Raw genomic sequence first — 26,681 nt, 5'->3', positions numbered from 1 at the left:
ATGCTTCAGCAAATCTTGTTATCCCTTCTCGCAGGCGTCATCTGCGGAGTCGTGTTCACCGCATTGAAATTACCAATCCCTGCTCCACCCGTTTTCCCAGCCGTCGTCGGGATCTTTGGTGTCTTCCTTGGGATGAAAATCTATCTGTTTTTAGTAGAACGCTTTTTCTAATCTAAATGAAAACAGTTCTCTTTACTGCCAGCGCAGATAGAGAACTGTTTTTTTGATTCTTTTAAGGTTTTAATGATTGGATGATCAGTCATACGAGCTCTGCTTGAATAGAAAAAGCTTTTACTCACTCTCTTCCGTCGCCGCCGCCGTATCCATAGCATGCAACATCCGTTGATGTAACCACCGGTGACATGTCGGACACACCGTCTGGTATCCTTCTGATGTCAAATGCCATTCGAGTAACGACTGCCTAGACTCCTCACAATGAACACATTGACGCGCAATTTGTTCTAGATGATTTCGCTCCTTGAAGCGCTCGATTCGACGTTGTTTAGATTGTTCGAGTGTCAGCACATCGGTTTCGAAATACCCATACTGCCATGAATCAAGCAGACGTGTGCGAAACGCGCTTTCGACTGGTCCGGTTTTAAGACTAAGTTGATCGAGTGGTCGTCCAAGTAACGGATGTCGTAAATCCACACTGATGAGATCAAGACATACATAAGATCCTTCCGAATCGTCAGCAACGGTCAACCAAAACGGATCCTCTGGACGTGTCGTATACTCCGTGAACAAGACTTCTGCATACGCAATGATTCCATCAGACGTCGCAAGAAATACTTCTTCTCCCTCTGCCAGATCTGCCGGCAAATAAAACGGTTCCTTTGTTTCATAATAGTGGACAACAGCTTGTCGTATCGCAAAATTAGTCTCATCGACGACGAGTATATGACACATCACTGACACCCCTTTATGAGTTATTCGACCGGTGCTCCTAGAATCGGTAGACGCCAGTCTGCATCAAATGCACCCGAACGTAACATATCGATTTCTTGTTTATACGGTGCTACTTTTTTCTTTGGATCGAGACCAATGTAAGGTGTCTCTAGAATTTTGGGTAAATGAGCCAGGGCAGGATGATGCACGACACGGTGTAAGGCATCAAATCCAATCTCACCAAAACCAATATTTTCGTGACGGTCTTTCCGCGCACCGCGGACATTTTTCGAGTCATTCACATGGATGACACCAAGACGATCCAGTCCGACGATTCGGTCGAATTGTTCGAGAACACCATCTAGGTCGTGCACGATATCGTATCCCGCATCATGCACGTGGCATGTATCAAGACAGACGGACAGACGATCATGATGTGTGACGCCTTCAATGATCTGAGCAAGTTCCTCGAAGGTTTTTCCGATTTCCGATCCTTTTCCAGCCATCGTCTCAAGCGCTATCTTCACCTGTTCTTCGCCTGTCAATACTTCATTGAGTCCTTCAACGATCCGTTTGATTCCAACCTCTTCCCCAGCACCTACATGCGCACCTGGATGCAATACGATGTGTCGTGCTTTCTCTAGAGCTTCTGCTCGTTTGATCTCAGCTCCTAAAAACGAAACCGCGAGTTCGAATGTCTCGGGTTTTGTCGTATTCCCCAGGTTGATGATATACGGTGCGTGTACGACGATTTCTTCAATTCCATTCGCACTCATATGTTGCAACGCTTCCGGAATTCGTAACTCTTCCATCGGCTTACGGCGTGTATTTTGAGGTGCTCCTGTATAGACCATCATCGTCGTTGCACCATAAGACGCTGCTTCCTCACTGGCACCTAACAGCATTTTTTTCCCCGAAACGGAGACGTGTGAACCTATTTTCATGTTGTTTTCCACCTTTCTCTTTTTACAGTGTACCAAATCTTGAAAACGACAAGACACCCGAAAAATGTTTTTTCATTTCACGGGTGTCATCAATGGAGTTATTTTGATTTGCGGGCGTTTTCTTTACGTTGCGCGCGACCGACACCACGTTGTTCTTTGATGCGTTCACGTTTTGCTGTTTCTTTCAGCTTATATTGATGTTTCTTCTTATAACCTGGTTTAACACGTTTTTTCGCTTTTGCTGCTTCACCCGAAAGGCGACTATGCGCTGTCTTCGAGACGGCAGTCTTCATGTGCGGCTTCGCACGGCGACGTTCTTTGACTTCGACGATTTGACTGCCTTTGACATCGACGTTCGTAAATTGAATGCCACGGTCCTCTAAGCGATTGATCATACCGTTCTCGTGATCTTCAAACAGCGTGTACGCCAATCCATCTTGATCGACACGACCTGTCCGACCAACACGGTGAACGTAGAAGTCCAAGTCTTTCGGAATACCGTGGTTGATGACGTGTGAGACACCTGAAATATCGATTCCACGTGCAGCAAGATCCGTCACGATGACATACTGGTACTTCGCATCGTTGATTTCCTTGATCGCTTGTTTCCGGCGACGAGCCGGGAGATCACCGTGAAGAGAACCAACATTAAGTCCTGCTTCTAGGAACAAAGCTTCGACTTCGATTGCTTCTGCTTTTGTGTTCGTAAAGATCAGACAGATATAAGGGTTCAACGCTTTCGCGACTTTTAGCGTCAACTCTGAGCGCTCACGGTGCTTGACTGGAATCGTATGGTGAACGATTTTCTTCGCTGTCTGCTGTTTCGGATCCACATGGGCGTAACGCGGGTTGTTCATGTATTTTTTCAAAAACGGTTGCAATTTCTCAGGAATCGTTGCTGAGAAGACCATCATCTGAAGCTGTTCTGGAAGAGCTTGAGCAATCCGGTCAACTTCTGGCAAGAACCCCATATCGAGCATTTGATCCGCTTCATCGATGACGTAGTGCTTCACGAAATGCGGCTTCAATGCTTGTTCCTTGAATAAATCTAAAATACGTCCCGGTGTTCCGATGACGATTTGTGGCGAGACTTTAACACGACCAATTTGACGTTCGCGATCCATCCCACCTGTAATGAGACTCGTTTTGATGAAGTCAGGTTCTTTCACGAGTAACGATTTTAGTTCTTCATGGATTTGCCAAGCAAGTTCACGCGTCGGAGCAACGATGATCGCCTGTAATTCTTGAAGCTTCGGATCGACGTTTTGAACGATTGGAAGAAGGAACGATAACGTTTTTCCTGTTCCTGTTTGTGATTGACCGATGATATCGCGCCCCTTTACTGCAGCTGGGATGATCCGCGACTGAATGTCGGTCGGTTTTGTGATGCGGGCGTCATCGAGTGCTTCGATGACGAACGGGTGTAATTGATAATGGCTGAATCCATTCATGAATTGACACCGTCCTTTCCTTATTTGCTGAGGCATCTGCCTCTCGATTAGTTCAACATGGTTATGGGTCTACTACCGTCATACAGATAGGAGTACGTATAAAAACGATTTGGAATCTTTTTGTTTTTCGTATGAAGCTTCAATGCACTGAAGGCGACTTTCATCATCTCATCAGCACTCTGGACGACCGTCGCATCCATCGATTTCATGTCAACAGCTTCTAATATAGCACGATTCCCGTCTATGCCGACAATTATTTTTCCTTTGATGCCTGCTTTTTTCAATGCTTCGAGGACACCAAGCGCGATATCGTCATTATGACAATAGACGGCATCAAACGGAATTCCTGACTCAATCACCTGCGTCATAACCTTTTCTGAAGTGATGGGGTCGTAATCCCCATTCACGGATTCGACAATCTGAAGTTCCGGCTCACGCTCAAGACCAGTCAAAAATCCTCGGTGTCGTTCATTCGTTGTATTGACGTTTGCTGTCCCTGCGACTTCAATGATATTGGCGGTAGCTCGTCCCGTCTGCTTGATACGTTCGTGTTTAATGAATGATGCAAGTTGTTCCCCAATCAATTGATTATTTGAAGTGATTGAACTGACGACTGCATCGGAACGAATCAATCGATCGATGGCAAAAACCGGAATCCCGGCACGAGCCGCTTCTTCTAATGTATTAGCGATATAGACGTCATCTAGTGTCGTCACGAAGATCGCATCGACTTTCATCCGAATGAACTCTTGAATCTGCTCCCGTTCATTGATGCGTGAGTTATGGGAAGTCGTGACGACCGCTTCGTATTTATTGATTTTTGCCTGCGTTTTAAACGCATCTACGAGCCGTTGTGCGAACTCATGCTTATCATTAACGATCGTAAATCCAACGAGATGACGTCGTGGACTAGGATCTGGATTGACGAACAAGTTGGAAATGAACAGAACGGATGAAATCCAGACAATCAGGACGAATAACCAGGCCTTATTGAATTTCATTCCATTTGCTCCTTTCGTGGCAAGTGAACTTGAATCGTCGTACCGACGCCCGGCTTACTATCAAAGATCATTTTCCCTTTATGATCACGGACGATTTGTTTCGACATGAAGATCCCAAGTCCATTTCCGTCGACTTTCGATGTTTTGAATGCTTGACCGACATGTTCGATTTGATCTCCGTCCATACCGATTCCGTTATCCTGAACAATGAATACGACCTCTTCTGGATAGACATGGACATGCAGATGACATATGCCGTCCGGTCCTTTAAACGCAACAGCTTGTAGGGCATTTCGGACACAGTTTGCTAAAATTTGTAAGATCCCCTCTTCTGACGCATAAATCTTCGGCATAAAGGATGGTGTATAAATCTTGCAGTCCGCCTCGTAATGATGCGCTTCAGCTTCGAGGATATATGTCAATTTCTTCATTAAATCATTCATATCAATCGTTGTTTTTTGAAGCGCATTGTTCTCACCTTTTGACAGATCGAGCATCGTTTGAATCATACCATTCGCCCGATCGAGTTCTGATAAAGCAAGAACGAGCATTTCTGCATTACGATCTTTTTCCGTCGCTAACAACTGTAAGGTCATCTTAACAGGCGTCAATGGATTACGGATTTCGTGTGCGATTCCTGCTGCTAATTGACCGAGCGATGCTAATTTTTCTTGATGTAACATCGTTTGTTGCTGACTCAATTGCTCAAGACGCGCATTTTCCATCCGTTGTGCATACTCGTTATAGGCGGCAACGAGTGTCTTGACCTCATTAGATCCCGCTCGCTCAAGAACGATCGGTTTGGGTGAGGTGCTTTTCTCGATCTTATTTACAAGTTCAAGCATCGGCGCGGTCAACTGCTTCGACATCAAATAGCCGACAATTAGACTGAGGACAAGCGTTAAAGCCGCGATGATCAAATATTGTTGTCGTGTCGTATAGACCGGTTCATAAAAAACATTTCGCGGCGTTCGAACGAGTATTTTCCAATCCGTCACTTTCAAATCTTTCGCAAAGTAATACATATCTTGATTCGTACTAAAAATCTCGGAAGGTTCTAGCGATTTAAAAGCACGGTCAACCACACTTCTCGATAATACGCGCTCTTCATCTGTCACGAGATTACTGGATGTGGCTAACAATTGTTTTTTACTATTGAAGAGGTAAGCAATGGTCTGATCGTCGAACGATTCAAGTGAATTTCGAAAAACAATCGAATTCATGACGCTTAATCCACCACCAAAGACTCCGACACGCTCATTGCCGTCTCGAATCGGGACGAACATGTACGTGATAGCATCTGACTCCATCGTATATAGCTTGCTCATATGAAAATCCGTACTCGTCAACGTTTGCACAAAATCATCGTCTTTTAGGATGGTACTATTCTCCACTCGACGATCATCGCTTGAGAACCAGGTGATTTGTTTCGTCTTTCGGTCAAAATAAAAGAGACTTTTAAACCCTGTATCAATGTCTAACAATTTAGACTCCTCAATTTTCCGATTCAACTTTTTAGGGTTTTTGACATTCAACTGCAAGCTCATGATCTCTTCATGCAAATTCCCGACATTGTCGCGAATCGCATTCCCAGAGACTTCAACACTTTTTTCACTCTGTTTCTCTGTTTGTTGTTCGACTCGGGAAATCGTGACCCGGTCTGCAGTGAAGGCAAGCGCTGAAATGACAAGACAAATCAGGATGAATAAGACGGCGGTGATTTGGAAAAAATACGACCGCATCATTTTCTTTGACTCCATCCCTTCGCCTCCCTTTTGAATAATTGACAACTTCATTAGTATAGCATGTTCTGTGGCTGAAACAGACTCCTCTATTTTCATTCAGCTTCAATCAATGGTACACTCTAACTAATCATTCTTTTTCACAAAGGGAGAATCTACAACTATGCTAGTAAAAAAAATCAGCCCCCGCGGCTATTGTTACGGTGTCGTCGACGCAATGAAACTTGCACAACAAGCGGCATTGAATAAAGATTTGCCACGTCCGATCCATATTTTAGGGATGATCGTCCACAATGCTCACGTCACACGTGAGTTCGAAAACATGGGCGTCATCACTGTTGATGGTCCTGATCGCCTCGAAGCCTTAGAGACGATTCAAGAGGGAACGGTCATCTTTACAGCACACGGTATTTCACCTGCTGTTTATGCTCGTGCTGCAGAGAAGAACTTACACGTCGTCGATGCGACGTGTCCTGACGTAACGCGTACCCACGACTTGATTCGTCAAGTCGTCGCAGATGATTACGAAGTCATCTACGTCGGGAAACATGGGCATCCGGAGCCTGAAGGTGCCGTCGGCGTAGCGCCGGAACATGTTCACCTCATCGAAAAAGTCGAAGATATCGATGAACTTCCTCCTCAGCTTGCTCATAAAAAAATCATCGTCACGAACCAGACAACGATGAGTCAATGGGATGTCCAAGCTTTGATGGAACACGTTCGGAAAAAATATCCGCATGTGGAAGTACACAATGAAATCTGTAACGCAACACAAGTCCGACAAGAAGCGGTAGCAGATCAAGCAGGAGACTGTGATCTCGTCATCGTCGTCGGTGACCCACGTTCGAACAACTCGAACCGTTTGGCACAGGTATCCTTTGATATCGCAGGAACTCCTGCACATCGAATCGGCGATTTAACGGAGCTTGATTTATCATGGCTTGAAGGTGTACAGCAAGTCGGCGTCACATCAGGTGCATCGACGCCAACACCGATCACGAAAAAAGTCATCGACTTCTTACAACAATATGATCCTACTGATATTAGTACGCATGACAAGACACCATTCCTTGAACTAAGACGGATTTTGCCTAAAGTCAAAGTACTTTAATCCTAACAATCGATACAGCAAAACCGAGTCGCGATTATCATTCGCGACTCGGTTTTTTACTGCTCAAAAGATACCCTTAGCGTACTCGATTCGTTGCCTCACAAAAACTGAAACGGATTCGTATTCGCTGTTGAAATTAGTAGTTCAACGTCGATTTTTTTCTGATCGAATCGGCGCTTCAATTCGTTGACGACGCCTTCTTTCATGACCGACTCTACATGATGTCCGGGATCAACGACCGCTAGTCCAAGTGCCATCGCATCATGGGCGACATGAAAATAGAGATCACCCGTGACAAGGACATCGGCTCCGGCAAAAGCTGCTGTCGAGACATATTTATTCCCATCGCCACCGAGAACAGCGACTTTATTGATCTCCCGTGATTCGTCTCCAACGAAACGCAAGTTTTGAACACCAAACACCGTCCGAACGTGCTCTGCAAATGCTCGCAACGTCATGGGTTTCGGCAATCGACCTATCCGTCCGAGACCAAGTGGCGCTGCCGGACGTTCCTGCTTTATGAGATCATAGGCTACCTCTTCGTAAGGATGTGCCTGCTTCATCGCTCGAATGACTTGTTTCTGATCCAATTCCGTCACGATCGTCTCAATTCGGATTTCAGAAACCCGCTCGAGTTGATTCGCTTCACCGATATATGGCGTAGCCTCAGGCGACGGTCGGAATTGCCCAGTTCCATTGACATGAAACTGGCAGTCACTATAATCCCCTTCTTGCCCGGCTCCTGCTTTTGCAAGTGCTGTCGAGACACGCTCTGCAGCTTCTGTTGGTACAAAAACGCTCAACTTGTAGCGCGTATTTTCAAATGTGGGGGCGAGAACTTCACATGACTCAAGACCGATTGCCTCTGCCATCCAATCATTGACCCCTCCTGGTGTCACATCAAGGTTCGTATGCGCAGCGTACACCGCAATATCGTGCTTGATACATTTTGTGACGATGCGTCCTGTTGCGGAACGATCCGTCACATTCGCTAACTTGCTAAAAATCGGTGGATGATGCGCGATGATGAGATCAACCTTTTTTTCAATCGCTTCATCAACGACAGACTCCAAGACATCAAGTGTCACGAGCACACGTTTTACGTCCTTGTTCAACGTTCCAATATGCAAACCGATCGGATCACCCTCGAGCGCGAATTTTTTCGGAGCGAATGCTTCAAACTGCTCAATGACATAATTCCCATTCGCCATCAGCTTGTCACCTCTTCCATCTTTTGAATCAATCGTTCGATCGCTATGATTTTTTCAGATAAGATTTCCGTAGTTTGTCCTTGTTTCATCTGCTCCAAAATATACTGACGTTTTTGTTTTTCCATTTGCCACTTTGCAATGAATTCTGGCGCTCGCTCTCGCATCAACTGAGGACCAAAGAAGAGTTCCCATTGTCGTGTTGTTTCATCTTCCGAATATAAGGTTTCTTCGCCACGTTCCGCGACAAGGATTTCATAAATCTTCCCATTCTCCTCGACGATGGCTTCTGACAATAAGGCATACGAATGTGCGAGTAACCAGTTTCGGACATCGACTGCATCGACATTCGGTTGTAGAATCAAACGTTCTTCTCCCGACAATCGATCTTTCCCTTCTTCAAGGATTGAGGCAATCAATGTTCCACCCATTCCCGCGATTGTGATCGCTGTCGCTTCTCCCGGTTTCAATACCGATAGACCACTCCCGAGACGGACATCAATTTGGGACTCGAGTCCTACAAGTGCCACTTGTCCTTTTGCGGCTTCCATCGGTCCTTCATTCACTTCCCCCGCGATGGCGCGTTCGATTTTATTTTGTTGGATACAAAAACACGGTACGAATGCATGATCCGAACCAATATCTGCAAGGATGGCTCCTTGTGGAATATACGACACGACTTTTTGGAGTCGTTGATCCAATACGACGTTCATTTGCATCTTCTTCATCCTTCCTATTTTCCGAAAACTCTCTTTTAAAATAGCGGATTTACAGTAAAAAAGAAACCATCCGCCCATAAAAAAACATCCATCTCGTAACGAGATAGATGCTCTTGTTCTTATTTCTTAGCAGCTAACCATTTAGCTAGAACAGCTGCTTCTTCGTCATTCGCAAGACCGCCAGGCATTTGCCCTTTACCGTTCATTGCGATGTCCTTGATTTCATCTTCTTTCAGCTTCGCGCCGATCTTTGTTAAGTTCGGACCAACGCCGCCTTCTAAGTTTCCACCGTGACATCCTGTACATCCTTTAGATGCAAACAAGTCTTCTGGCTTCATTTCTGCAGTTGACGGCCCTTTGCGAGCTTCCTTCACCTGATCGACCCCAAAGTAAGACAATGAAATCATTGCGATGATGGCGATGACTGCGATCGCCGCAAACGGTACTAATGGATTACGCATTTGGATTCCCCCCATATTCTATACCCAACCAAGTTGGTGACTGAATGGTATTCCCCGTTACTATTCTACTGTAAAAAAAACAGGGAAGGAAGAAAAAAACGAAACTTTTTTCTCCCTTCCCACTAAAATTTCATATATTCTTCACACTTTGAATTAATCGAGGAAGTCTTTCAAGCGTTTTGAACGACTTGGATGACGAAGTTTCCGAAGTGCTTTTGCTTCGATTTGACGAATCCGCTCACGCGTGACGCCAAACACCTTGCCGACTTCTTCGAGTGTTCGAGTCCGACCATCATCAAGTCCGAAGCGAAGACGAAGGACGTTTTCTTCACGATCCGTGAGTGTATCTAACACATCTTCGAGTTGCTCTTTTAAGAGTTCATATGCAGCAGCATCCTGTGGTGCTGTCGCATCTTGATCCTCGATGAAATCACCGAGGTGTGAATCGTCTTCTTCCCCGATCGGTGTCTCAAGAGAAACCGGCTCTTGCGCAATTTTCAGGATTTCACGAACTTTTTCCGGCGTGATTTCCATCTCTTTCGAAATCTCTTCCGGTGAAGGTTCGCGTCCGAGATCTTGCAAAAGTTGACGTTGGACACGAATCAATTTATTGATCGTCTCAACCATATGAACCGGAATCCGGATCGTCCGTGCTTGGTCGGCAATCGCACGTGTGATCGCTTGACGAATCCACCACGTTGCATACGTCGAGAATTTATATCCCTTCGTATAGTCGAATTTCTCGACCGCCTTGATCAGACCCATGTTACCTTCTTGAATCAAATCAAGGAACAACATACCGCGTCCGACATACCGTTTAGCGATCGAAACGACGAGACGTAAATTTGCTTCCGCTAGACGTTTTTTCGCTTCCTCATCGTTTTGTTCGATTCGTTTCGCGAGTTCAACTTCGTCTTCTGCATTCAACAAATCCACGCGTCCGATTTCTTTTAGATACATCCGGACAGGGTCATTGATCTTAACGCCGGGTGGAACAGACAAATCGTTCAAATCCGCCTCTTCCTTTTCATCTCCTGTACCGTCATTGTTAACCTTGATACCTTCTGTTTCAAGCAATTGAAGGAATTCCTCGAATTGCTGAGCATCCATTGATTCGAACGAACTCAGTTTGTCTTCGATTTTCTGGTGCGACAATTCACCATTCTTATGTCCGAGCGCGATGAGTTCCTCTTTCGCGAGACGGAGTAATTCAGCTTCTGATCTTGCTTTTTCTGCCATCGAACCATACACTCCTTCCACATCATGCAGCAGGTCATCGATCTTTTAAACGACGCTTTCGTTCAATGATCGCCTGCATCAGTTCCGCTTGGGCACGGATATCTGTTTGTTGATTCAATCGTGATTTTTCTTCTTCGAGCAATCGACGTTGCTGTTCGTTCTGGACGGCACGAATGTAATGACTGAGTAAGTCAGGATCATATTCAGGCATCAGCATGAACTCTAGATCCACTACGATTCGTTGCAGGGAAGCATCATGGAGCATCGTCAAAAAACGATCTGGACTTCCTTGCGTACCTGTCCCATAAAATTCATATAACTTGCCGGCAATCAATTGATGTGCCGGATCATTGAATTGGACACCCAGCTGCTCACGCACTTCTAGACATACTTCTTCGGAACGGATCATGTAGGCAAGCAAGAAGCGTTCTGCCTTTTTCCAGTTCGCGAACGTTCGATCAGGAGGTGCTGTCGGTACAGCGGTCGGGCGATCGGAAACGATTTGTTCTCTTTTCGGCTGTTGAACGGTTGGACGCACTTGTGCGATCAAGGAATCTTTCGAGAGTTTAAATTCCTCAGAAAGTTTTCCTAAATAGATGTCCCGTAACAACGGATTGGATGTTCGACCAATCTCTTCAAGCATAGTTTCAATATATCGAACGCGTTCTCCTTCTAATCGCAAGTTTTTTCCTTGTCGAAAATAAAAAGATTTGAATTCAAGACTTGAAACCCGTTTTTGTTCGATCCAGTGTAAAAACGTCTCTTCTCCCTGGTTCCCAATAAAAGAGTCAGGGTCTTCGCCATCCGGTAAGCGGATGACGGAACAGTCGACGGCAACGGCCTCAAGCAACTGTAAGGCTTTTAGCGTCGCAGCGCGTCCTGCTTTGTCTCCGTCATAACAAACAATGACTTCATCGACGATGCGTGCCAGGTTTTGGGCATGAACAGGCGTTAACGCTGTTCCTAAAGAAGCTACCGTATAAGGTATACCCGCTTGAGCAACACGCACAACATCAAGATTTCCCTCAACAAGGACGACTTGTTTGATTTTACGCATCGCCCCTCGTGCTTGAGCAAATCCAAATAACAGTTCACTTTTATTGAACAAAGGGGTTTCCGCTGTATTAACATACTTTGGGTCACGACCGTCAATCGAACGACCACTAAATCCGACGATCGTGCCATCACGATCGGAAATAGGGAACACGACCCGACCGTTGAATCGATCTCGATAATCACCATCACGTCCGATTGAAATCAATCCCGCTTCGACCATCTCATCTAAATCAAACCCACGTCGTGCCAAGGAATCCACTGTAAAACGATCTTGATCCGGTGCATACCCGAGTCGAAACTCACGCATCGCCCCCTCGCGTATACCGCGATTTTCTAAATAGATTCTTCCGGCGTCGCCTGCTTCCGTTTGAATCAGCACCTCGTGATAGAGCTCGGTGACGATTCGATGCGCTTCACGCATGCGGAACTTCTTTTCCTGTTCAGGCGTCGATTCCGACTGCTCGAATCGGTCTGGTTCTAGCTCTGGAAGTGTGACGTCGCTTCGGTCGGCTAATTTCGAAACGGCTTCCTTGAAACTCATTCCTTCTGTTTCCATGACGAAAGTAATTGCATTTCCTCCTGCACCACATCCAAAACAGTAGTACATTCCTTTATCAGGAGAAACAGAAAAGGAAGGTGATTTCTCAGAATGAAACGGGCAAAGCCCTGAATATCGATTCCCTTGTTTTTTTAATTCTACACGTTCTGAAATCAATTCGACGATGTCCGTTGCTTGGCGGACCTGATCGACGATTTCATCAGGAATTCGCTTCATTCCGTCCTCTCCCCTTTCCTTGAGAACTTATCCTTACATGACCATACCCGCAATGAAACGGAACGATGACTCGTTCCGTTTCATTAGAAAAAGGGCATTATCTCATTTATCAGCTAAACAAGTATACTATGTTCCTGACTGCTTGACTAGTCATGCGCTTTCCCGGAAATTCCGGTCAAAATCAAATTCGCCGTCTCTTCGACTGCTTTATTCGTCACATCAATAATTTGGCATCCGATTCGTTCATATAAATTCCGTGCGTATTCAAGTTCCCGGTTGATTCGGTCCATCTGCGCATAGGCTGCTTCAGGTTTGAGTCCTAATGAACGCAATCGTTCCATTCGGATATCGATCAACTTTTCCGGTGAGATGAGTAGTCCAAAACATTTTTCTTTTGGAATATCGAATAGCTCTGCCGGTGGAATCGATTCGGGTACGAGTGGTACATTTGCTACTTTATATCGCTTTAAGGCTAAATACTGCGAGAGCGGCGTTTTAGATGTACGCGACACACCGATCAAAACGATATCGGCGCGTTTAATTCCTTTTGGATCACGTCCATCGTCATACTTAACAGCGAATTCGACCGCTTCGATTTTCCGGAAATATTCCTCATCTAAGCGATAGATTAATCCAGGTTCTTCCTTCGGTTGCATCTGCAAACGATCTTCCATCGTGTCAAGCAATGGACCAAGTAGATCAATCGCCTTTACACCGTGGGCACGCGCTGTGTCTGCAAGCAGACGACGATGCGTCGCATGAACGATCGTAAAAGCGATCGTTGCTTGTTCTTCTTTTGCATGAAGAACCAAGTCATAAATGACTTGATCATCATCGACGAACGGAATGCGGACCGTTTCGATGGCTTGTTCCGGGAACTGAATAGCAGCTGCGCGGACGACGAGTTCACACGTCTCTCCGACAGAATCACTCACGACATAAATCCGTTGACGCATCAGGAGCCCCCCTTAAATTTCTTCATCACGTGCTAAAGCGACCAACACTTTCGTCATGTTCGTTTTCGTCATTCGACCGACGACTTTCAAGACCCCATTCTCTTCTTCGACGACTGGCATCGAATCAATCTGTTTTTCGATCAGTTTCATGCCGGCACCAATTAACGTTTCCGATTTTTCACAGACTGTCAAATTTGGCATTCGTGTCATGATGATATTGACCGGTAACGAGTCTAATTCTTGATTACCGATTGCCGCACGTAGAAAATCCTTACGTGATAGCACACCGACCAACGCATGGTCCTTGCTGACGACAAACAGCGAACCGACATCTTCTAGGAACAAGTGGACGATTGCATCATACACAGTCATCCCTTCATGAATGACCTTTGCTGATGACATGAATTCGCCGACGGTCAAGGTGTCCAGTTTCTCATGAAGCATGGAAGCATTTTTCTTTCCGACATACATATAGCCGACACGTGGGCGCGCTTCTAACATGCCGGTCATCGTTAAAATCGACAAATCAGGTCGTAACGTCGCTCGTGTCAGGGAGAGCGCTGCAGCAATCTGCTCTCCCGTGATCGGACCATTCTCTTTGACGATTTGGAGTATCTTTTTTTGCCGTTCATTTAACTTCATCGGCTCATCCGTCCTTTTTCTTTACGCTAAAGTGAGTGCATTGAACCGAGCGACTGATTCGATTGCTTCTGCAAATCGTTTCATTTCGCTAAGACGGTTCGTACGGACCGTTTCGTCATCCGTCATGATCATCGTACCGTCAAAGTAGGCTGTGATCGATGGAACGGTTGCCTCAAGTGCCTCAAGTGCACGTGCATAGTCAAGTGACGCGATAGCTTGATCGACCTCTGGTAAGGCTTTCTCAATCGCCTCATGCAATTCGCGTTCCGCATCATTTTCAAAGAGCGCTGGATTAACAGTTGTGACACTTTCTGCTTTTTTCGAGATGTTCAAGACACGGCTTAATTGTTCGACCGTTTTCTTGAACGATTCTTTTTTCGTCGCCTCTTCGAGCATGGCAGCACGCTGTTCATTCGCTTCGACTGTCAACATATGGTCAAGAGCGGCTTCGACGACATCATGACGGAAGTCCATTTCCGATAGACGGTACTTCAAACGTTGCGCAAAGAAATCTTGTAATGCGGCTTGTACTTCTTCGGCATCCTTCGTATAAAGACCTGCTGCTACCTGTTCAGACACGACGAAGGCAATCAGTTCAGTCAATGTCAAGTTCAACTTACGATCCGATAAGATTTGCACAATTCCTTGTGCTTGACGACGCAATGCATACGGATCCGCTGATCCACTTGGAATCATGCCGACACCGAAGAATCCAGCGACGCTGTCCATCTTATCAAGGATCGCGTAGAGTGTCCCTGTCGGTGTCTCCGGACTTGCATCACCCGCGAAGCGTGGCATGTAATGTTCGCGAATCGCAGCAGCGACTTCCGGATCCTCGTTTTTCATGTTCGCATAACGTTCACCCATCAGACCTTGTAATTCCGTGAATTCATAGACCATCTGACTGACGAGGTCGAATTTATAAATCTGACCCGCGCGTTCGACACGTGTTTTGTCTGCGCCGACACGGTCAGCAAGTGCGAGTGCCATTTGACGTACACGACGGACTTTTTCACCTGTCGTTCCTAATTTTTCATGGAAGACGATTTTATCAAGACGTTTCGCCTGTTCATCAATGTCTGCTTTTTTATCTTCTTCATAGAAGAACTGAGCATCTGCTAAACGGGCACGAATGACTTTTTCGTTTCCGCGAGCAACGTTTTCAAGATGGGTTGCGTTCCCGTTTCGTACTGTCACGAAATAGTGGAGCAACGCACCGTCACGTTTGACTGGGAAGTACCGTTGATGTTCTTTCATCGTCGTGATCAAGACTTCTTCCGGCAACTCAAGATACGCTTCATCGAATGCACCGAACAAGGCTGTCGGATATTCGACGAGATTCGTGACTTCTTCAAGTAAAGACGCATCGATCGGTACTTCGAATTGTTCACGCGCCGCAAGCGCCGCGATTTGTTCTTCGATTAATTGACGACGAGCTTCATAACTGACGATGACGTGCTCTCCTGCGAGCGCTTCGACATAGGCATTCGGACGAAGAATCGTGATGTCTTGCCCAAGGAAGCGATGCCCACGAGACGTCCGACCTGTTTCGACGGATGCGACTTCAAACGGGATGACTTGATCGTCAAGAAGAGCAATTAACCAGCGAATCGGACGCATGTAGCGTAACGATTGTGTGCTCCAACGCATGTTTTTCGGGAACGTCATCGCTTCAACGACTTGTTTTAATCCGGGAAGTAGATCGGCTGTCGCTTGTCCAGTTTCCTTACGCGTCGCATAGAGGTATTCGACTCCCTTTTCTTCCCCAAGGAAGAGATCGTCCGTCGTGAGTCCTTTACCACGCGCGAATCCTTCTGCAGCTTTCGTCCAGTTCCCTGCTTCGTCCATCGCGATCCGTTTTGCGGGTCCTTTTAATGTCTCTTCGAGGTCGCTTTGACGTGCTGCGAGACCCTTGACATATACTGCAAGACGGCGTGGTGTCGAGAAGGATTCGACGCTTGTGAACTCAATCCGTGCTTCTTCAAGGAAACGCGTCACGCGTTCCTTGAGTTGTGTTTCGGATTGAAGGACGAATCGAGCCGGCATTTCTTCTAAACCGATTTCAAGTAATAATTCATGCATGTGACTCACCTGCTTTCGACTTGATCAATGGGAAGCCAAGACGTTCCCGTTCTTCGATGAAACTTTGCGCACAACGGCGCGACATGTTCCGTACACGATGGATGAATCCTGTGCGTTCCGTGACGGAAATCGCCCCCTTCGCGTCGAGAAGGTTAAAGGTATGCGAACATTTCAAGATGTAATCATATGCTGGGAAAACGAGATTCTCATCCAAGGCACGATTCGCTTCTTTTTCATATTGATCGAATAATGTAAAGAGTAAAGCGACATCTGATGTTTCAAATGTATACTTCGAATGTTCGAATTCCGGTTGATAGAAGATATCACCGTATTTGAACCCATCTGTCCAAACGAGATCAAAGACGCTCTCGACATCTTGGATGTAAGAAGCGAGACGCTCGATTCCGTAAGTGATCTCTACTGCGATTGGATTACACTCGATTCCACCGACTTGTTGGAAGTACGTGAATTGTGTAATTTCCATTCCATTTAGCCATACTTCCCAGCCGAGACCAGCAGCACCGAACGTTGGGTTCTCCCAGTTATCCTCTACGAAACGGATGTCATGTTCGAGTGGATTGATCCCGAGCAACTCGAGACTTTGTAAGTACAATTCCTGAATGTTGTCAGGTGATGGTTTCATGATGACTTGGAATTGATGGTGTTGATACAGACGGTTCGGGTTTTCTCCATAACGACCATCAGCCGGACGGCGTGATGGTTCTGTATAACAAACGTTCCACGGTTCCGGTCCGAGACTCCGTAAAAACGTCATCGGATTCATCGTACCGGCTCCTTTTTCTACGTCGTATGCTTGCATCGTCAAGCAGCCTTGTTCTGCCCAAAATTTTTGTAATGTCAAGATCATGTCTTGTACTGTCATCTTCACGACTTTCACCTCCGAAATGATTAAGGAACGCAAAAAACGCCCCTATGTACAACAATCGTTGCACATAGGGACGAGACGAGCCCGCGGTTCCACCCTACTTGCATGCATCGCATGCCACTCTTTTTGACAAAAAACACTCCGAAACGCCGTTCGCGCCCCTCTCACTCCCAGCTCACACCACCCTGGAATCGCTTGATTGAGAAAAAAGACGGTACTCCTTTTCGTCATCGTGTTCATTTAGTTACTTCTTCCGCATTCATTCTACCGAACCCGCTTGTTGCTGTCAATCGTTGCCGAAATCAATCAACTGGTCGAGGACACGTTTTGAACGCAGACGTAACCCGCTGTAGCGTTCCATATAAGCATCCATGATTTGACGCAATAGACGCTTCGTTTCTGGCTTTACCGTCACGGTACCAATCCGTGAGAAATCATAGACGGAAAACACATAGAGCATCTTCGCAACTGCCTCTGACATATAGACAGCATGTTCATCCTCATGGCGATGCCGGCGACAGAGTAGACCGCCGTGGTGTAACGAAAAAGCGAATGGCGCTTCAGCACTTCCGCAAATCGTACAACCATTCAAATGTGGAGCAATGCCTAGATGACGCAACAGACGCAATTCGATGATGAAAGAGACGACGTCAGGATCTAGTCCTTCATCCATCGCCTCTAGTCCTTCGACGAATAAATCGTACAGCGCCGGTTGCGGCACCCGTTCATCAAGCGCTTTATCCGCAAGCTCCAATAGATACATCGCATAGGCCATCAACACGACATCTTGCCGAATATGCGCATGACTTGTAATGACGTCTGCTGATTTTAACTGACCGAGACCCCGTGAACGTGGATAGATATAGACAGCTCGGACGAAAGGCTGACTAGCCGCGTTAAAACGGCTACCCGGCTTCTTCGCTCCTCGCGCCATGACGGCGAGCTTGCCGAATTCACGTGTCAGTAGCGTAACGATCTTATTCGATTCACCATATACGACCGTTCGTAATACAAGCCCTTCCGCCTTATCGATCATCGCTTAATACTCATCATCGCGGAAGCCGAGTTCACGCAATTGACCGGCCTTGTTGCGCCAATCCTTTTGGACTTTGACCCACAAGTTCAGGTAAACTTTCGTCCCGAGTAACATCTCGATGTCCGTTCGTGCTTCAGAGCCGATTTCTTTTAGAAGTGCTCCGCGTTTACCGATGATGATTCCTTTTTGGGAATCGCGCTCGATCAAGATCGTCGCATGGACATCAACCATATTTCCATTCTCACGCGTCTTGATTTGATCAATCGCGACGGCAATCGAGTGTGGTACTTCATCGCGTGTCTTTTGCAAGACTTTTTCACGAATCATCTCTGAGATGATGAAGCGCTCTGGGTGGTCAGTGACTTGATCCGCTGGGTAATACATCGGTCCTTCTGGTAGAATTTTTGCGATTTCTTCAAGTAACGGTCCGACGTTATTCCCTTGTAGCGCCGAAATCGGAACGACTGCCGCGAACTCGAGTTCATTTTTGTACGACTCGATGATCGGTGGAATATCATTCGGATGAATCAAATCGACTTTATTCATGACGAGAATGATTGGTGTATCGAGTTCCTTCAATTTTTCAATAATGAAGTCGTCACCTTTTCCTTTTGGTTCCGTCACGTTGACCATGAACAAGATCGCATCGACTTCACGCAATGCGTTCGTCGCGACCTTCATCATGAAATCGCCGAGTTTATGTTTTGGTTTATGGATCCCAGGTGTATCGATGAAAATCGTCTGAACATCTTCTGTCGTGTAGACACCTTGAATCTTATTACGCGTCGTTTGTGGTTTATCAGACATGATGGCAATTTTTTGTCCGATGACACGGTTGAGGAATGTCGATTTTCCGACGTTCGGGCGTCCGATGATCGAGACAAAGCCCGATTTGAATCCTTCTTTAAACATGTAAATCTCCTTTCGTGAATGCTCCCGGTAATAGAGCGCCCACTGTTGTTTCTGTGACATCCCCTTTAAGGTTCGTCAAATAGATTGGCATATCCGCATCACACATCTCTGATAACACTTGGCGGCATTGTCCGCATGGTGCGACCGGTCCTTCTGTGTCCGCAACGACAGCCATCGCTGCATATTCGCGCGCATCTTGTGCCCACGCAGAGAAGATAGCTGTCCGTTCTGCACAGTTACAAAGACCATACGCTGCGTTTTCAATATTGCAGCCATGGAAGACTTGTCCGTCTTTCGTTAAGAGAGCAGCACCGACTTGGAATTTTGAATATGGAACATACGCTTTTTCGCGTGCATGTTTAGCTTGTTCGAGTAATTGTTCTGTTTTCATGTGAGTATCCCCTTTTTAGGAACGGTATTGGCCAAAAAGGCCGGATTCTTATTGTACCAAATATGGGATGAAGATGCATAGCGCAATCGCAACAGATGTAAGCGCCAACACTAAAACAGCACCACTCGCGATATCTTTGACTGCTTTTGCCAGTGGATGCCACTCCTGTGTCACGAGATCCACGACGCGCTCAAACGCTGTATTGAACATCTCGGCACTTATGACGATCCCGACCGTCAGAAAAAGAATCGCTCGCTCGACAGATGTCAACGGTAATAAAAAGGCGACAAGTAATACGATGCCGCCAATGATGACATGAACTTTCATATGCCGTTCTTCTCGAATCGATTGGCGCAACCCATGCATCGCATGTCGAAATGGTTGCCACCAGCTTTTCACAATGTGCCCCGGAATAACTCGAAGTGATGCAGGATTTCCTCCTGTCGCTTCGTCATGATTTCCTCATCTGCCTTTTCAATGTGATCATATCCGAGTAAGTGGAGGAAACCATGGACGGCGAGAAAACCGAGTTCACGCTCGAAATGATTGCCATATTCAGCCGCCTGTTCGCGACATCGTTCCACGGAAATGATCAAATCACCGAGGACGACTGGTTCATCTTCCAATAATCCAAAATCGATTTCATCTTCTCCGAGTTCTTCCATCGCGAAGGAAATGACGTCTGTCGCCTGATCTTTCCCACGCCATTCACGATTAATCTCTTGAATTTCATCGTTTGAGACGAAAGTCACGGACAACTCACTGTTCGGATCGACTTCTTCTTGTTCCGCCGTGTAAATCAAAATCGATTCGACAAGCTGTCGTTGCTCTTCCGTTAGACGATTATTTTCGTCTGTCATATAAATGTTCATTTCGTTGCCTCTTTCTTTAATTCTGGATACTCGATTCGTTCATGGAACAAACCGGATAAGGTATGACATGCACTTTCACCAACGCGATAAATCTCGCGTGTCGTGATGTCACATTCCGCAAATTGGTCGTCCATCATCTTTTCACGAATGATTTTCGCGACTAGGTCCCGAATTCCTTCTTCCGAAGGAGCTTTCATTGAACGAACAGCCGCTTCAATCGAGTCGACGATCATGATGACCGCCGCTTCACGCGTTTGTGGTTTAGGTCCTGTATAACGGAACGTATCCTCATCGACTTCACCTTGTTCTGCTGCCTTGACATAAAAATATCGGAGCAACGATGTTCCATGATGCTGGCGACAAATATCGATGATCGCTGCCGGGAGTTTTGCTTTTTCGAGCAATTCAACACCATCCTCTGTATGTGCCAAGATGACACGTGCCGACTCTTCCGGCGTCAATCGATCATGCGGATTGCGTCCATGCTGGTTTTCAATGAAATAAAGTGGTCGTCGTGTTTTTCCTAAATCATGATAGTAGGCACCGACTCGCGCAAGCAACCCATCTGCACCGATTGCTTCACAGGCTGTTTCTGCTAGGTTCGCGACCATCATGCTATGATGATACGTTCCTGGCGCTTCGACCAAGAGTTTCTTCAACAAGGGATGCGTCGGGTTCAACAGTTCGAGCAGACGCGTCGGTGCTAAGATACCAAATGTCATTTCGAGGAACGGCAATAACCCAATCGCAAGAATGGCACTCAAGATCCCACTAGCAATCGCAAAACCGACTAAAGTCAATGTTTCACGTAATTCGAATGTGCCACTACGTAATAGAACGAATGCAAAGAAAATCGCGATGTTTGCTCCGGCAATCGAAATACTGCTCATGAAAATACGACGACGTGACAAACTAGACTGTAGGAAAAACGTTGCGACTAAACCACCGACTAACAAATAGATCGCGATATTGAAGCTGAAGTTTTGATTCGTACTATAGAAGAATGTTCCGGCAAGTGCCGTGAAGAGTGAACTTGACAATGCAATCCGTTCGTTTAATAAATTGCGCAGAACAAGCGCAACAAAAGCGGTCGGTGTGAGTAAGTAAAGTGCAGGATTGATATCGTTTGCTAAAAACGCCATGCCATACATGACAAGCAATTGTAAGCTGACGACGAGGTAGACAAGCCCAAACAACCGGATCCGCCCCATCTGTGCATACCGTAGTTTCGAGCGATGAATGAAGCCGAATAGGAAAGCAGTCATCAATGCACTGACAAGCATCGCTCCAAGTAACGGTTTCAACGACTGACGGTCAGAAATCAAGCCGACGAGTTGTAGCTGGCGGTAAGCATCTTGCGAAATCACTTCGCCTCGCTTCACGATCACTTCCCCTTCCGAGATGATGACCGGCTCCACTTTATCACTTGTTTGTTTACGAAGCTGTTCCGTCTTTTCCGGATCATAGACGTAGTTCGTCACGATCAGTTGATCGGTCAACGCTTTGGCAATCGCCTTTAGCGAGAAAGAAAGCGGTGAACGTTCGATATCAGTTCGGGCATTTTCACGTGCTTCAGCCACTTCGCCGCCATCAGACGAGATGCGCTGACGCATCGCTTCTTCGATTGCTGTAATGACGACATCCCGTGTCGTGTCTCGAAGCGCTGTCGTTGAAGCTACAAGTAAACGTAGTTCGTCGTCCTTTAAAAGAGTTGCCGCTTCTGTCCCACGCAAACGCTGTTTGATTTTACTGATCTCGTCTGCTTTTTTAATGCCGGATAAACTAGCAAAAAGTTGTTCGACTTTATCAATTTGCTGTGCTGCATACTCTTGTTTGATCGTATACTGACTCTCGATTGCAGCAATCGCATTTTCCTTGATTTGACTCGTCGCGACCCGATCCTCCATCGTCAATGGCGACCGGATGTCTTCTTCTGCAATTGAGAATGGTTCTGCGGACAAGGCTTCTGGTCGGACACTGACATACATCATCGTCGATACGACGAGATAGAACACTACTGTCAAAAGTCCAACCCAGACCCTAACCTTGCGCATATCATCTCCCCCTTTTTCCATTATTCACGTAACGGCTTATGTCAATTCCTGACTGTAAGCATCAACGATTTTCCGGACAAGTGGGTGACGCACGACATCAGCTGAGCCGAAGTGTTCGAAATGAATGCCTTTGACATTTCCGAGCAGATGCAATGCTTCTTGTAGACCAGACGTTTTTCCGCGCGGAAGATCAACTTGTGTCAAATCGCCTGTGACGATCATCTTCGAATGAAAACCAAGACGTGTCAGGAACATCTTCATTTGTTCACGTGTCGTGTTTTGCGCTTCATCTAGAATGACAAAGGCATGTTCAAGTGTCCGCCCACGCATATAAGCGAGTGGCGCAATTTCGATGACACCACGCTCAAGTAGTCGAGCCGTATGTTCGACACCAAGGACGTCGTGTAACGCATCGTATAGAGGACGTAGATATGGATCAACTTTTTCTTTAAGATCACCAGGAAGAAATCCAAGATTCTCTCCTGCTTCTACTGCTGGACGCGTCAGGACGAGTCGTTTGACATGTCCTTCCTTCAGTGCTTTTGCAGCCATCACGACTGCGAGATATGTTTTTCCGGTCCCCGCTGGTCCAATACCAAATGTCAAATCACAGCGATCAATTCCGCGGACGTAACGTGCTTGACCGAGCGTTTTCGCACGAAGTGGTTTTCCTTTATGATTCGTATGGATGATCGTATCGTAAAGTTCCAGTAGTTCATCCACCCGATCTTGACGTGCGAGTTGAATGGCGCTCGTTGCGTCACGCTCCGTCAAAACAGCTCCACGATTGACGAGTTGCTTCAGGACACCAACGACTTGTCCTGCCAAGATCACAGACTGTTCCTGTTCGGATTGTGCCAACAGCTCATCTCCTCGATGTGTAAGCTGGACTTCAAGTTCCGCTTCCATCGTACGTAAGACTGCGTCATTCGGACCGACGAATGCTTGAATCTGTTCTGAATTCGAAAATGCAAATGGGATTCTTTCGTTGAATATCACGTTGTGAATGGCCTCCTAGTCATGGATAACAAGTTGTCATCGCTTCATATCTAATCTCTTCCACTTTAGCACTTCCACCGAAAAGATGGAAAGAAAAACCCGTTTCCACCTTTTGGAAAACAAAAAGAGTCGATCCTACACGTTTCGTAGGATCGACTTCCTGTCCAACCATCATCGTTTTCGTTTAGAGACAGGCGCTCCGAGAACCTCACTCCAGACGATCGCACGTCGCATTTCGTCTTGCGAAAGCGTCGTTGCTGATGCCGAACGACTCGATGTTCCAATAGCACCGTCTGCGACGCTGTCTTTGATTTCACCAATACTCGAAGAAGGCACCCCTTTTTTCGAATGTTGTTTCTGACGTTGGTCCAAACGTTGTTGCAATTCCGTTCGTTCATGAACTGGTCGTGCTTTCGTTTGGGTTACCCCAGGTTGTTTCTTCGCAGGTGCTTTTTTACGAACGACAGGTGGAGGTGTCGTCTCTTGTCGAACCGTATCCACCTGTTCGACCATTTGCTTCACATACTCCCCGAACTCTTTTGAAGGTGTCCGGTTCGTCTGCTTCGGTTTTTTATCTGCTGCTTTTGAGATGACGGAGATGACACCGAATGCGATCATCAATCCGACCCATATGATATCCATACCGTCTCACCCTTTACTGTGAGTCATGTGGTGATGATTGTCCACCGATTGCTTGACGCATTTTCGTATCGGCTGTCACGTTCAAGTAGTTCGCATAATCCATGACGCCAAAATTTCCGTCACGCATCGCTTCTGCGATAGCAAGTGGTACTTCCGCTTCAGCAGCGACAACCTTCGCTCGCATCTCTTCAACACGTGATTTCATCTCTTGTTCGCTTGCGATCGCCATTGCGCGACGCTCTTCCGCCTTCGCTTGCGCAATGTTCTTATCTGCTTCCGCTTGATCCGTTTGAAGGACCGCACCGATGTTCTTACCAATATCAATGTCCGCGATATCGATCGAGAGAATTTCAAACGCCGTTCCTGAATCGAGTCCTTTTGCAAGGACTGTCCGTGAGATCATTTCTGGATTCTCAAGTACTTCTTTTTGGTCATTACATGATCCGATGGTTGAGATGACGCCCTCACCAACACGCGCGATAACTGTTTCTTCCCCAGCACCACCGACGAGACGATCAATATTCGCACGTACCGTGATCCGGGCTTTCGCTTTCACTTCAATCCCATTCATCGCGACACCGGCGATGAACGGTGTTTCGATGACTTTTGGGTTAACCGACATTTGAACAGCTTCTAAAACATTACGACCAGCAAGATCAATCGCCGCTGCGCGTTCGAAGCTCAGCTCGATATTCGCCCGGTGTGCTGCAATCAAGGCATTGACGACACGGTCAACGTTACCCCCTGCAAGGAAATGACTTTCCAGTTGGTTCGTATTCAAGTTCAATCCCGCTTTAACTGCCTTGATCAACGGATTGACGATTTTTGATGGTGTTACTCGACGAAGACGCATCCCGACTAATGTAAAGATTGATACGCGTACGCCTGCTGCGAGCGAGCTAATCCAGAGTGGAATCGGGACGAGCGTGAAGAAAATAGCGAGGAAAATTAAGATTCCTCCAGATATGAGTAATACGGTCAATAATTCAGGTGTCATGTGTGGGACTCCTCCTTCGTATGTTGGACTCTAACAATGACGCGTCCGTGCGTCACTTCTTTTACAACGATCGTTTCCCCCGCTTGAATGAAGGTTCCTTCTGTAACGGCATCGATTCGGTTCCCATCGATTTCAATCGTTCCTGACGGACGTAATGGTGTCAGACTGACTCCTTCTTGTCCTAACAGTTGTACTTTGTCTTGATGAGAAAGGTAGCCCTTTTCAGACGATGTAGAATCCGTCAAAATCAAACCTCTCCAAAGCAATGACTGATTTGATTTTATTCTGCGATACGCCCAGAACCCGGCCGCAAGTGACAGAAAAACTGCAAGCCCAACGGCTAAACCGACTTGTCCGACGGTCGCACCTGCCATAATCAAGCTAGCAAGGACAGCACCGATCCCAAGGACGCCAAAGATTCCAAACCCTGTGACGAATATTTCAACCAGTAACATGAGTACCCCGATCATGAAGACCGTCAAAATCATCCCTAAGCTAAACGTCATGCGTACGTTCACCCCTTTTCATTCGTGTCAGAAGCTACTTCTTTTGCACTTTGATTCGTTACTACAATTATATACGCTTTCAAAACAAAAAGGTTTCATGACTATTCTGAATTCATCAAGAAACTTTAAAACGTGACAGGAACGACAAAAAAAGGTGTCCCTCGGGACACCTTTCCATGTATTAAGCGAGACGTTGTTTGACGAGTCGATTAATTAAGGCACCGTCTGCCTTGCCCTTAAGCTGCGGCATGACGACACCCATTACTTTCCCCATATCCGAAGGAGCAGAGGCACCCGTCTGCGCAATAGCTGCGTCGACGATTTCCTGTACTTCTTCCTCGGAAAGCTGTTTTGGCATATAAGCTTCGAGCACGACAATCTCTGCTTGAATTTTCTCGACGAGATCGTGACGACCAGCGCTTTCGAATTCTCGGAGGGAGTCGTTGCGCTGCTTCATTTCACGTGAAAGAATCGTTAATTCTTCCTCGTCTGTCAATTCTTGCTTACCGAGTTTGATCGTTTCATTTTGCAGCGATGATTTCACCATGCGAATCGTCGTAAGACGATCTTTTTCACGAAGACGCATGGCATCTTTCATATCCGCTGTCAAACGCTCCTGAAGACTCATGAGGATACACCCTCTCTAACGTTAGAACTTCTTACGCTTACGCGCAGCCTCCGATTTAAGCTTACGTTTTACACTTGGCTTTTCGTAGTGTTTACGTTTACGAACTTCTGCAAGCGTACCATCTTTTGAAACACCACGTTTGAAGCGACGAAGTGCGTCTTCAAGTGATTCATTTTTACGTACACGAGTTTCCACTAGTTTTCCCTCCCTCCGATATTACCGACTAAAGGAAACGTGTCAGACACGTCATACAACATTATAGTAGGAATATACAATTTGGTCAACAGTTGATTCAAGCGACTTTTCTGTACCCTACGCTGTTCCTTTTTGTTCTTTTCTATCCTCTCATGCTTGCATCCGTTTGACAACAAAATCTGATCATTCCTGCATCAAAATTCAGAAACTTTTTTGTAAGCGTTATCATCATTTTTTAAAATGTTTTGTCAAAAAGGGTGATGATGTGTCAAAATATAGGCAATTATC

General features: G+C 46.3%; 28 protein-coding genes. 2 read left to right on the top strand and 26 right to left on the bottom strand.

All coding sequences use genetic code 11. The features are described from left to right. Positions 1-171: a XapX domain-containing protein gene (locus ASG02_RS01375; RefSeq protein WP_023467523.1), complete on the top strand. Its 171-nt coding sequence runs from the start codon at positions 1-3 to the stop codon at positions 169-171. Between the two features lie 120 nt (positions 172-291). Here the strand turns inward: ASG02_RS01375 and ASG02_RS01370 are convergent, their stop codons facing one another. The 5 genes from ASG02_RS01370 to ASG02_RS01350 all read right to left on the bottom strand — a co-directional run bounded on the left by ASG02_RS01370 (position 292) and on the right by ASG02_RS01350 (position 6,044). Further along, the gene (locus ASG02_RS01370; RefSeq protein ID WP_056060149.1) at positions 292-909 is read right to left on the bottom strand and encodes a hypothetical protein; all 618 of its coding nucleotides are present in this window, start codon (positions 907-909) and stop codon (positions 292-294) included. Between the two features lie 20 nt (positions 910-929). After that, positions 930-1,832 carry a deoxyribonuclease IV gene (locus ASG02_RS01365; RefSeq protein WP_035409192.1) on the bottom strand — a complete coding sequence of 301 codons (903 nt, stop codon included), beginning with the start codon at positions 1,830-1,832 and terminating at the stop codon, positions 930-932. Positions 1,833-1,930: 98 nt separating this feature from the next. Then, positions 1,931-3,283 carry a DEAD/DEAH box helicase gene (locus ASG02_RS01360; protein ID WP_035409194.1) on the bottom strand — a complete coding sequence of 451 codons (1,353 nt, stop codon included), beginning with the start codon at positions 3,281-3,283 and terminating at the stop codon, positions 1,931-1,933. 47 nt (positions 3,284-3,330) lie between these two features. Further along, a complete protein-coding gene (locus tag ASG02_RS01355) occupies positions 3,331-4,284 on the bottom strand; it encodes a sugar ABC transporter substrate-binding protein (protein WP_056060147.1) in 954 nt (317 codons plus the stop codon). After that, positions 4,281-6,044 carry a nitrogen regulation protein NR(II) gene (locus ASG02_RS01350; protein ID WP_056060144.1) on the bottom strand — a complete coding sequence of 588 codons (1,764 nt, stop codon included), beginning with the start codon at positions 6,042-6,044 and terminating at the stop codon, positions 4,281-4,283. The genes ASG02_RS01355 and ASG02_RS01350 overlap by 4 nt, the downstream gene beginning before the upstream one ends. A 145-nt stretch (positions 6,045-6,189) precedes the next feature. Here ASG02_RS01350 and ASG02_RS01345 point away from each other — a divergent pair, with 145 nt between their 5' ends. Beyond that, the gene (locus ASG02_RS01345) at positions 6,190-7,137 is read left to right on the top strand and encodes a 4-hydroxy-3-methylbut-2-enyl diphosphate reductase (protein WP_035409199.1); all 948 of its coding nucleotides are present in this window, start codon (positions 6,190-6,192) and stop codon (positions 7,135-7,137) included. 98 nt (positions 7,138-7,235) lie between these two features. Here the strand turns inward: ASG02_RS01345 and ASG02_RS01340 are convergent, their stop codons facing one another. The 21 genes from ASG02_RS01340 to rpsU form a co-directional block, all read right to left on the bottom strand. Further along, entirely contained in the window at positions 7,236-8,348 is a 1,113-nt protein-coding gene (locus ASG02_RS01340) for a Nif3-like dinuclear metal center hexameric protein (protein ID WP_056060140.1), read from the bottom strand. After that, the gene (locus tag ASG02_RS01335; RefSeq protein ID WP_056060136.1) at positions 8,348-9,064 is read right to left on the bottom strand and encodes a tRNA (adenine(22)-N(1))-methyltransferase TrmK; all 717 of its coding nucleotides are present in this window, start codon (positions 9,062-9,064) and stop codon (positions 8,348-8,350) included. The genes ASG02_RS01340 and ASG02_RS01335 overlap by 1 nt, the downstream gene beginning before the upstream one ends. A gap of 119 nt (positions 9,065-9,183) precedes the next feature. After that, a complete protein-coding gene (cccA, locus tag ASG02_RS01330; RefSeq protein ID WP_056060134.1) occupies positions 9,184-9,525 on the bottom strand; it encodes a cytochrome c550 in 342 nt (113 codons plus the stop codon). Between the two features lie 153 nt (positions 9,526-9,678). Further along, positions 9,679-10,764, bottom strand: coding sequence for an RNA polymerase sigma factor RpoD (gene rpoD / locus ASG02_RS01325; protein WP_023467512.1), 1,086 nt, complete (start codon positions 10,762-10,764; stop codon positions 9,679-9,681). A 34-nt stretch (positions 10,765-10,798) separates the two neighbouring features. Then, complete coding sequence (gene dnaG, locus ASG02_RS01320; protein ID WP_056060131.1) at positions 10,799-12,595, bottom strand: DNA primase; 1,797 nt, start codon at positions 12,593-12,595, stop codon at positions 10,799-10,801. A gap of 146 nt (positions 12,596-12,741) precedes the next feature. Beyond that, positions 12,742-13,551, bottom strand: coding sequence for a pyruvate, water dikinase regulatory protein (locus ASG02_RS01315; protein ID WP_035409206.1), 810 nt, complete (start codon positions 13,549-13,551; stop codon positions 12,742-12,744). A 12-nt stretch (positions 13,552-13,563) separates the two neighbouring features. Beyond that, complete coding sequence (locus tag ASG02_RS01310; protein ID WP_029341036.1) at positions 13,564-14,193, bottom strand: helix-turn-helix transcriptional regulator; 630 nt, start codon at positions 14,191-14,193, stop codon at positions 13,564-13,566. A 21-nt stretch (positions 14,194-14,214) separates the two neighbouring features. After that, a complete protein-coding gene (gene glyS, locus ASG02_RS01305; RefSeq protein ID WP_056060127.1) occupies positions 14,215-16,275 on the bottom strand; it encodes a glycine--tRNA ligase subunit beta in 2,061 nt (686 codons plus the stop codon). Beyond that, the gene (gene glyQ, locus ASG02_RS01300; RefSeq protein WP_029341034.1) at positions 16,268-17,158 is read right to left on the bottom strand and encodes a glycine--tRNA ligase subunit alpha; all 891 of its coding nucleotides are present in this window, start codon (positions 17,156-17,158) and stop codon (positions 16,268-16,270) included. The genes glyS and glyQ overlap by 8 nt, the downstream gene beginning before the upstream one ends. Positions 17,159-17,447: 289 nt before the next feature. Beyond that, positions 17,448-18,197 (bottom strand): DNA repair protein RecO, encoded by a 750-nt coding sequence (recO, locus tag ASG02_RS01295; protein WP_035409211.1) that lies wholly within the window; start codon positions 18,195-18,197, stop codon positions 17,448-17,450. A gap of 3 nt (positions 18,198-18,200) precedes the next feature. After that, positions 18,201-19,109 (bottom strand): GTPase Era, encoded by a 909-nt coding sequence (gene era / locus ASG02_RS01290; protein WP_023467500.1) that lies wholly within the window; start codon positions 19,107-19,109, stop codon positions 18,201-18,203. Then, positions 19,102-19,500, bottom strand: a complete 399-nt coding sequence (locus ASG02_RS01285; protein WP_056060125.1) for a cytidine deaminase — start codon at positions 19,498-19,500, stop codon at positions 19,102-19,104. Before ASG02_RS01285 ends, era begins: the two co-directional genes overlap by 8 nt. A 48-nt stretch (positions 19,501-19,548) precedes the next feature. Beyond that, positions 19,549-19,899, bottom strand: a complete 351-nt coding sequence (locus ASG02_RS01280; RefSeq protein ID WP_035409213.1) for a diacylglycerol kinase family protein — start codon at positions 19,897-19,899, stop codon at positions 19,549-19,551. Next, positions 19,896-20,372: an rRNA maturation RNase YbeY gene (gene ybeY / locus ASG02_RS01275; protein ID WP_056060122.1), complete on the bottom strand. Its 477-nt coding sequence runs from the start codon at positions 20,370-20,372 to the stop codon at positions 19,896-19,898. Before ybeY ends, ASG02_RS01280 begins: the two co-directional genes overlap by 4 nt. Beyond that, on the bottom strand, positions 20,369-22,426 hold the full coding sequence (locus ASG02_RS01270; RefSeq protein WP_056060120.1) for an HD family phosphohydrolase: 2,058 nt from the start codon (positions 22,424-22,426) through the stop codon (positions 20,369-20,371). The genes ybeY and ASG02_RS01270 overlap by 4 nt, the downstream gene beginning before the upstream one ends. Positions 22,427-22,462: 36 nt before the next feature. Then, entirely contained in the window at positions 22,463-23,425 is a 963-nt protein-coding gene (locus ASG02_RS01265) for a PhoH family protein (protein ID WP_056060117.1), read from the bottom strand. 171 nt (positions 23,426-23,596) lie between these two features. Beyond that, entirely contained in the window at positions 23,597-24,067 is a 471-nt protein-coding gene (locus ASG02_RS01260) for a hypothetical protein (protein ID WP_035409220.1), read from the bottom strand. Positions 24,068-24,080: 13 nt separating this feature from the next. After that, positions 24,081-25,064 carry a flotillin-like protein FloA gene (gene floA / locus ASG02_RS01255; protein WP_035409222.1) on the bottom strand — a complete coding sequence of 328 codons (984 nt, stop codon included), beginning with the start codon at positions 25,062-25,064 and terminating at the stop codon, positions 24,081-24,083. Continuing rightward, positions 25,061-25,570 carry an NfeD family protein gene (locus ASG02_RS01250; protein WP_035409223.1) on the bottom strand — a complete coding sequence of 170 codons (510 nt, stop codon included), beginning with the start codon at positions 25,568-25,570 and terminating at the stop codon, positions 25,061-25,063. The genes floA and ASG02_RS01250 overlap by 4 nt, the downstream gene beginning before the upstream one ends. Before the next feature lie 181 nt (positions 25,571-25,751). Beyond that, positions 25,752-26,198, bottom strand: a complete 447-nt coding sequence (locus ASG02_RS01245) for a GatB/YqeY domain-containing protein (RefSeq protein ID WP_035409225.1) — start codon at positions 26,196-26,198, stop codon at positions 25,752-25,754. 21 nt (positions 26,199-26,219) lie between these two features. Beyond that, on the bottom strand, positions 26,220-26,393 hold the full coding sequence (gene rpsU / locus ASG02_RS01240; protein ID WP_012369719.1) for a 30S ribosomal protein S21: 174 nt from the start codon (positions 26,391-26,393) through the stop codon (positions 26,220-26,222). Positions 26,394-26,681 lie beyond the last annotated feature (288 nt).

Origin of the sequence: Exiguobacterium sp. Leaf196 (genome assembly GCF_001423965.1) — a bacterium.
Taxonomy (GTDB): Bacteria; Bacillota; Bacilli; order Exiguobacteriales; family Exiguobacteriaceae; genus Exiguobacterium_A.
This window is presented reverse-complemented; position numbering and strand designations above follow the sequence as displayed.